Below are 5,787 nucleotides of genomic sequence, written 5' to 3'. Positions count from 1 at the left end.
CACCCTAGGAGACGGGCGCCGGCACCCGACGCGCCGCGTCCGGCTCAGGCGTGCGGCTCCGGCAGCATGCGCAGGCCGCCTCCGCCGTTGGCCGCGTCCATGAGCAGCTCGACCCAGGCCGGGTTGATCGTCGGCTGGCGGCTGCCCGCGAAGTGGAACTGCAGGGCGATGTTGGGGTTCATCCAGAAGGAGTGCCGGCCGCGGGCCCCTTCGGGCATGGCGTCGAGGGTGAGCGGGAAGCGCTCGTCGCGGCGGAACTTGGCGTAGATCACGATCTGGAGATGAGCCAGGGTCCGGTCCTCGATCTCGATGACGGCCGGCGGCGTGCCGTAGAGGAATTGACCCATGGCCCCAGCCTATCTCTAGACAGACTTTCTACTAGAGAATCTAGCTAACTCTCGGAATGCGGCTGATCCGCGTCGACGTCCTCGACCTCGGCATCGATCTCGTCGACCGCGGAGCTCATCCGGCGAAGGAAGTTGACGACGACCTCGGCCTCGCCCGCCTCGAGACCCTCGGCGATCTCGAGCATGCGCCGGTGCATGTGCTCGAGCGTCTCGCGCACCTCGCGGTCGCTGTCCACGGTGGCCTCGACGACGATGCCGCGCCGGTCGGTGGGGTGCGGCTTCCGCACGAGGTGGCCGCTGCGGACGAGACGGTCGATCAGCACGGTGGTCGAGGCGGAGGAGATGGAGAGGTGCGCGGCGAGGTCCTTCGCGCTCACGATCTCGTCGCTCCGCTGGCGCCGCAAGAGGTACTGGATGGCGATCAGGTCCGTCTCGCCCATCGCCATCTTCTCGCGGGTGCGGCGGCGCATCGCCACCTCCGAGACGCGGTAGGTGCGCATCGCGCTGAGCACCTCGACGGCGCGCCGGGTGGAGGACTCGTCCGGGTACCAGTACCCGGCGCCGCTCCTCTGGGTCGTCTCGCTCATCCGGCCATCCTAGACGCGCGTGCTACCAGAGCCTCTAGCGATCCGGATCCACGTCCCGGCGCCGCCTACGCTGGACCGGTGACCGCCACCCTCGTCGCCAAGGGCCTCTCCGGAGGCTATGCGCACCGCACCCTGTTCGACGGACTCGACCTCACGGTCGCCCCCGGGGACGTGGTCGGCGTCGTGGGAGCGAACGGAGCCGGCAAGTCCACCCTGCTGCGCATCCTCGCGGGCGAGACCGCTCCGCTGGACGGCCGGGTCGTGCTCGCTCCGGGTGACGCGTTCGTCGGCTGGCTGCCCCAGGAGCACGAGCGGCGCGAGGGCGAGACCGTCTCGGCGTACCTCGCCCGCCGCACGGGCTGCGCCGAGGCGTCGGCCGAGCTGGACGCGGCCGCCTCCGCTCTCGCCGACCCCGATCCGGACGGCAGCATCGCCGACCGCTACGCCCTCGCGCTCGACCGCTGGCTCGCGAGCGGCGCGGCCGACCTCGACGAGCGGACCCCCGTGGTGCTGGCCGACCTCGGCCTCGCGCTCGGGCAGGGCGGAGTGGCCGCCTCCTCCCTCATGACCTCGCTGTCGGGCGGGCAGGCCGCGCGCGTGGGCCTCGCGGCCCTCCTCCTCTCGCGGTTCGACGTCGTGCTGCTGGACGAGCCGACGAACGACCTCGACCTCGACGGGCTCGAGCGCCTCGAGGCGTTCGTCCGCGGCCTGCGCGGAGGAGTCGTCCTGGTCAGCCACGACCGCGAGTTCCTGCGCCGCAGCGTCACCCGGGTGCTCGAACTCGATCTCGCGCAGGGCACCACCACGGTCTTCGGCGGCGGCTACGAGTCGTACCTCGAGGAGCGCGAGACCGCGCGCCGCCAGCGCCGCGAGAAGTACGACGAGTTCGCGGAGCAGAAGTCCGACCTGGTCTCGCGCGCCCGCACGCAGCGCGAGTGGTCGAGTCAGGGCGTCCGGAACGCCATGAAGAAGGCCCCCGACAACGACAAGATCCGGCGCAAGGCGTCGTCGGAGTCGAGCGAGAAGCAGGCGCAGAAGGTGCGCCAGATGGAGAGCCGCATCGCGCGCCTCGAGGAGGTCGAGGAGCCGCGCAAGGAGTGGCAGCTGGCCTTCACCATCGGCACGGCGCCGCGCTCGAGCTCGGTCGTGTCGACTCTGAGCGGAGCGGTCGCGCGCCGCGGCTCCTTCACGCTCGGCCCCGTCTCGCTGCAGGTCGACGCGGGCGACCGGATCGGGATCACCGGACCCAACGGCGCCGGCAAGTCGACCCTCCTGTCGCTGCTGCTCGGCCGCGCCGCGCCCGAGGACGGGTCGGCCTCGCTCGGCACCAGCGTCGCGATCGGCGAGATCGACCAGGCCAGGGCGATGCTCGCCTCCGACGCACCGCTCGCCGAGGCCTTCGAAGCCCTCGTGCCGGAGTACCCGACCGCCGAGGTGCGCACACTGCTGGCGAAGTTCGGCCTGAAGGCCGACCACGTCGGGCGGCCTGTGGGCGAGCTGTCGCCGGGCGAGCGCACCCGCGCGGCGCTGGCGCTGCTCCAGGCGCGCGGCACGAACCTCCTGGTGCTCGACGAGCCGACCAACCACCTCGACCTCCCGGCGATCGAGCAGCTCGAGCAGGCCCTGGAGTCGTACGAGGGCACGCTGCTGCTGGTCACCCACGACCGGCGCATGCTCGAGACGGTGCAGCTGAACCGCCAGTGGCGCGTCGAGGGCGGGGTGGTGACGGAGGCCTGACTGCGGGCGGGGGCGGATCTCGAGACACCCGCTGCGCGGGCTGCTCGATCAGCAGAGGCGCCCCCTCCACCCTTGCTGGTCGAGCAGCCCCGAAGGGGCGTATCGAGACCCGCGTCACAGCGACGCGGCCCGCGCCTCCAGCAGCGCGCGCGTGCGGTCGTTGCCGGCCAGCGCGGCGGCGGTCGCGAGCTCGGAGCGCGCCTCCTCCCTCCGGTCGAGCCGCGCGAGCAGCTCCCCCCGCACGCTCGGCAGCAGGTGCGATCCCCGCAGCGCCCCCTCCGACGCCAGCCGGTCCACGATCAGCAGAGCCGACGCGGGACCCGTCGCCATCGACACCGCCACCGCGCGGTTGAGCTCCACGACGGGGCTGGGAGCGATCCGCCCCAGCACCTCGTAGAGCAGCGCGATCCGCTCCCAGTCGGTGCCGGCGACGCTCGGAGCGACCGCATGGCACTCGGCGATCGCCGCCTGCAGCGCGTACGGGCCGCGCCCGCGGCCCAGCCGGTCCGAGCGGAGCAGCGCCTCTCGGCCCCGGGTGATCTGCGCGCGGTCCCAGCGCGTGCGGTCCTGGTCCTCCAGCAGCACCGGAGTGCCGTCGGCCGCGGTGCGCGCGGCGAAGCGCGAGGCCTGCAGCTCCATCAGGGCGAGCAGCCCCAGCACCTCCGGCTCGCGCGGCAGCAGGCCCGCTAGGACGCGGCCCAGCCGCAGCCCCTCCTCCGCCACTTCGCTCCGCACCCAGCGGTCGCCGGAGGTGGCGGCGTACCCCTCCGTGAAGATCAGGTAGACCACGCCGAGCACGGCCGAGAGCCGCCCCTTCCACTCCGCCGGCTCGGGAGTCTCGAACGGCGCACCGGCCGCGGCCAGCGACTTCTTCGCCCGCACGATCCGCTGCTGCACCGTCGCGACGGGCACGAGGAACAGCCGAGCGATCGCCTCGGCACTGAGGCCCCCGACCAGTCGCAGGGTCAGCGCGATGCTCGCCTCGCGCGACAGAACCGGGTGGCACGCGATGAACACGAGGCGGAGGACGTCGTCGCCGATCGGCTCCCACTCGTCCTCCGCACCCTCCTGCAGGTCGTGCGCCAGCGCGCGGTACCGATCGTCGAGCCGCTCGCGGCGACGCCAGCCGTCGATCGCCCGCCGCTTGGCGACCGCGGTCAGCCAGGCCCCCGGATTCCGCGGCACACCCGACTCCGGCCACTGCTTCAGCGCCTCGACGAGGGACTCCTGAGCGAGGTCCTCGGCGAGGCCGACATCGCCGGTCATCCGCACGAGCGTCGCGACGATCCGGGCGCTCTCGATGCGCCAGACCGCGTCGACGGCCGCCCGGCTCGCGTCCATCGTCAGCGGGCCTGCCCGAGCTCGTCGCGCCAGCCCTCCTCCTTCTGGATGTACTCGTTGTCGGCGAAGTCCGCGAAGTCGCTCTCGTCGGTGACACGGCGCACCTCGAGCTTGTTGCCGGGGACGAGCGGGCAGCGCAGCGCCCACTCCTTCGCCTCCTCCTTGGACGAGACCTGGATCATCCAGAAGCCGTTGAACAGCTCGTGGGTCTCGCCGTAGGGGCCGTCGGTGACGGCGGGCGGCTCGGACGAGAAGTCGACGACGAAGCCGGTCGTCTCGACGTCGTCGGCGAGTCCGTCGCCCGCGAGCAGCACGCCCGCGGTGATCAGGGCCTCGTTGTACTGCCCCATCCGGGTGATGATCTCGTCGAACGGGATCGACTCGTAGGCCTTCTTGGCCTCGTCGGTCGCGCGCATGATGAGCATGTACTTCACGGTTCTCTCCTTCGTGTCCGGGGCGCCGGATGCGTCCTCCTACTGTGGCGTCGAACGGCGAGGACGGATATCGACATCTCCGCGAGGAATCCCCGTCACGGGATCGCCGGAGCGCTCCGCAGGTGCTCGTAGACCACCGAGGTGCGCACGTCCGCGACCTCGCGCCGCTGGGTGAGCCGATCGATGACGAACGCGTAGAGGGCGTCGTTGTCGGGCACGGCGACGTGGATCACGAAGTCGTCGGTGCCGGCCGTGACGAAGAGCCCGATGGTCTCGGGCAGGGCCGACACCCAGTCTCGGAACGCCTCGATGGCGACGCGCGACGGAGGACGGATGCGGACCGCGATCAGCGCCTGCACGGGTCGGCCGATCGCTCCGAGATCGACGTCGAGCACCGCCCCGCGGATCACTCCGCGCGCCCGGAGCGCCCGCGTGCGATCCAGCGCGGTGGTCGGCGAGACCCCGACGGCGGCCGCGACGTCGCGGTTCGACTTCCGTGCATCCGACTGCAATTCGCGCAGGATCGCCGCATCGAGTTCGTCCATGGGAGCCATTCTAGGGTCGGCTCCGTACTTCATACGGATCTCGTGCGGCTCTCCCGCACATCGCCCTAGCATCGAGCCCCCACACCGCTCAGGAGGAGACCACCATGCCCATCGGATTCGCGCCCGACGAGATCGACACCGCCGCGTCCACCCGCTCCGCCCGACTGAAGTGGGTGATCGTCGTCGACGGGTCGCTGCCCGCGGGCCGCGCGGTCAACGCGGCCGTCTGCGCGGCGGCGGCCACGTCGGCCGGAGTGACGGGACTGCTCGGCCCGGACGCCCCCGACGCGGACGGCTCGGTGCACGTCGGACTGCCCTGGGCGGGCTGCTCGATCCTGGTCGCCGACGCGGCGGCGCTCGCCTCCCTCCGCGCGAAGGCCGAGGCGCACCCCGAGGTGTTCGTCGCGGATGTGCCGGTCGCCGCGCAGGAGACGCGTGTGTACGACGAGTTCCTCGCCTCGGTCGCGGGCGGCGGGACGGACGCGGTCGAGTACCTGGCCGTGAGCCTGGTCGGGCCGCGGAACCGGGTCGACAAGATCGTGGGGCGGCTGCCGCTGATGCCGTGAGGGTCTGGAGGACGTCGATCTCGATACGCCCGCTGCGCGGGCTGCTCGATCAGCAGAGGAGTCCTTGCTGGTCGAGTAGCCCCGCAGGGGCGTATCGAGACCCGTTGGGGTCAATCGGTTGGTGCAACGAGGAGTTGGTTGAGGCGTTGGGCGGGGTTGGCCCAGTCGAGGGTTTTGCGGGGGCGGCCGTTGAGTTCTTCGGCGATCTCGTCGAGTTGGTCCTGGGTGTA

Annotated in this window: 7 protein-coding genes and 1 pseudogene; 2 read left to right on the top strand and 6 right to left on the bottom strand. The window is 71.9% G+C overall.

Annotated elements, in window-relative coordinates:
- Positions 1 to 44: 44 nt before the first annotated feature.
- Both NB037_RS18395 and NB037_RS18390 read right to left on the bottom strand, forming a co-directional pair.
- On the bottom strand, positions 45 to 347 hold the full coding sequence (locus NB037_RS18395; RefSeq protein WP_207403271.1) for a DUF7882 family protein: 303 nt from the start codon (positions 345 to 347) through the stop codon (positions 45 to 47).
- A gap of 44 nt (positions 348 to 391) precedes the next feature.
- On the bottom strand, positions 392 to 934 hold the full coding sequence (locus NB037_RS18390; RefSeq protein ID WP_251948365.1) for a MarR family winged helix-turn-helix transcriptional regulator: 543 nt from the start codon (positions 932 to 934) through the stop codon (positions 392 to 394).
- Between the two features lie 78 nt (positions 935 to 1,012).
- Here NB037_RS18390 and NB037_RS18385 point away from each other — a divergent pair, with 78 nt between their 5' ends.
- Positions 1,013 to 2,671 (top strand): ABC-F family ATP-binding cassette domain-containing protein, encoded by a 1,659-nt coding sequence (locus NB037_RS18385; protein ID WP_251948363.1) that lies wholly within the window; start codon positions 1,013 to 1,015, stop codon positions 2,669 to 2,671.
- A gap of 114 nt (positions 2,672 to 2,785) precedes the next feature.
- Here NB037_RS18385 and NB037_RS18380 read toward each other — a convergent pair whose 3' ends face one another.
- The 3 genes from NB037_RS18380 to NB037_RS18370 form a co-directional block, all read right to left on the bottom strand.
- Complete coding sequence (locus tag NB037_RS18380) at positions 2,786 to 4,012, bottom strand: RNA polymerase sigma factor (RefSeq protein ID WP_251948361.1); 1,227 nt, start codon at positions 4,010 to 4,012, stop codon at positions 2,786 to 2,788.
- Positions 4,013 to 4,014: 2 nt separating this feature from the next.
- Positions 4,015 to 4,446 (bottom strand): YciI family protein, encoded by a 432-nt coding sequence (locus NB037_RS18375; RefSeq protein ID WP_251948359.1) that lies wholly within the window; start codon positions 4,444 to 4,446, stop codon positions 4,015 to 4,017.
- 95 nt (positions 4,447 to 4,541) lie between these two features.
- A complete protein-coding gene (locus tag NB037_RS18370; RefSeq protein WP_251948357.1) occupies positions 4,542 to 4,991 on the bottom strand; it encodes an Lrp/AsnC family transcriptional regulator in 450 nt (149 codons plus the stop codon).
- Positions 4,992 to 5,095: 104 nt separating this feature from the next.
- On the opposite strand from NB037_RS18370, the gene NB037_RS18365 reads away from it, so the two are divergent.
- Complete coding sequence (locus NB037_RS18365; protein ID WP_251948354.1) at positions 5,096 to 5,557, top strand: DUF2000 domain-containing protein; 462 nt, start codon at positions 5,096 to 5,098, stop codon at positions 5,555 to 5,557.
- A 110-nt stretch (positions 5,558 to 5,667) separates the two neighbouring features.
- Here NB037_RS18365 and NB037_RS18360 read toward each other — a convergent pair.
- Positions 5,668 to 5,787: pseudogene (locus tag NB037_RS18360) on the bottom strand (IS30 family transposase); the annotation flags it as partial.

This window comes from Rathayibacter rubneri (assembly GCF_023743255.1).
Taxonomy (GTDB): domain Bacteria; phylum Actinomycetota; class Actinomycetes; order Actinomycetales; family Microbacteriaceae; genus Rathayibacter; species Rathayibacter rubneri.
The sequence above is the reverse complement of the archived record's forward strand: the minus strand, read 5'-3'. Positions and strand labels throughout refer to the sequence as shown.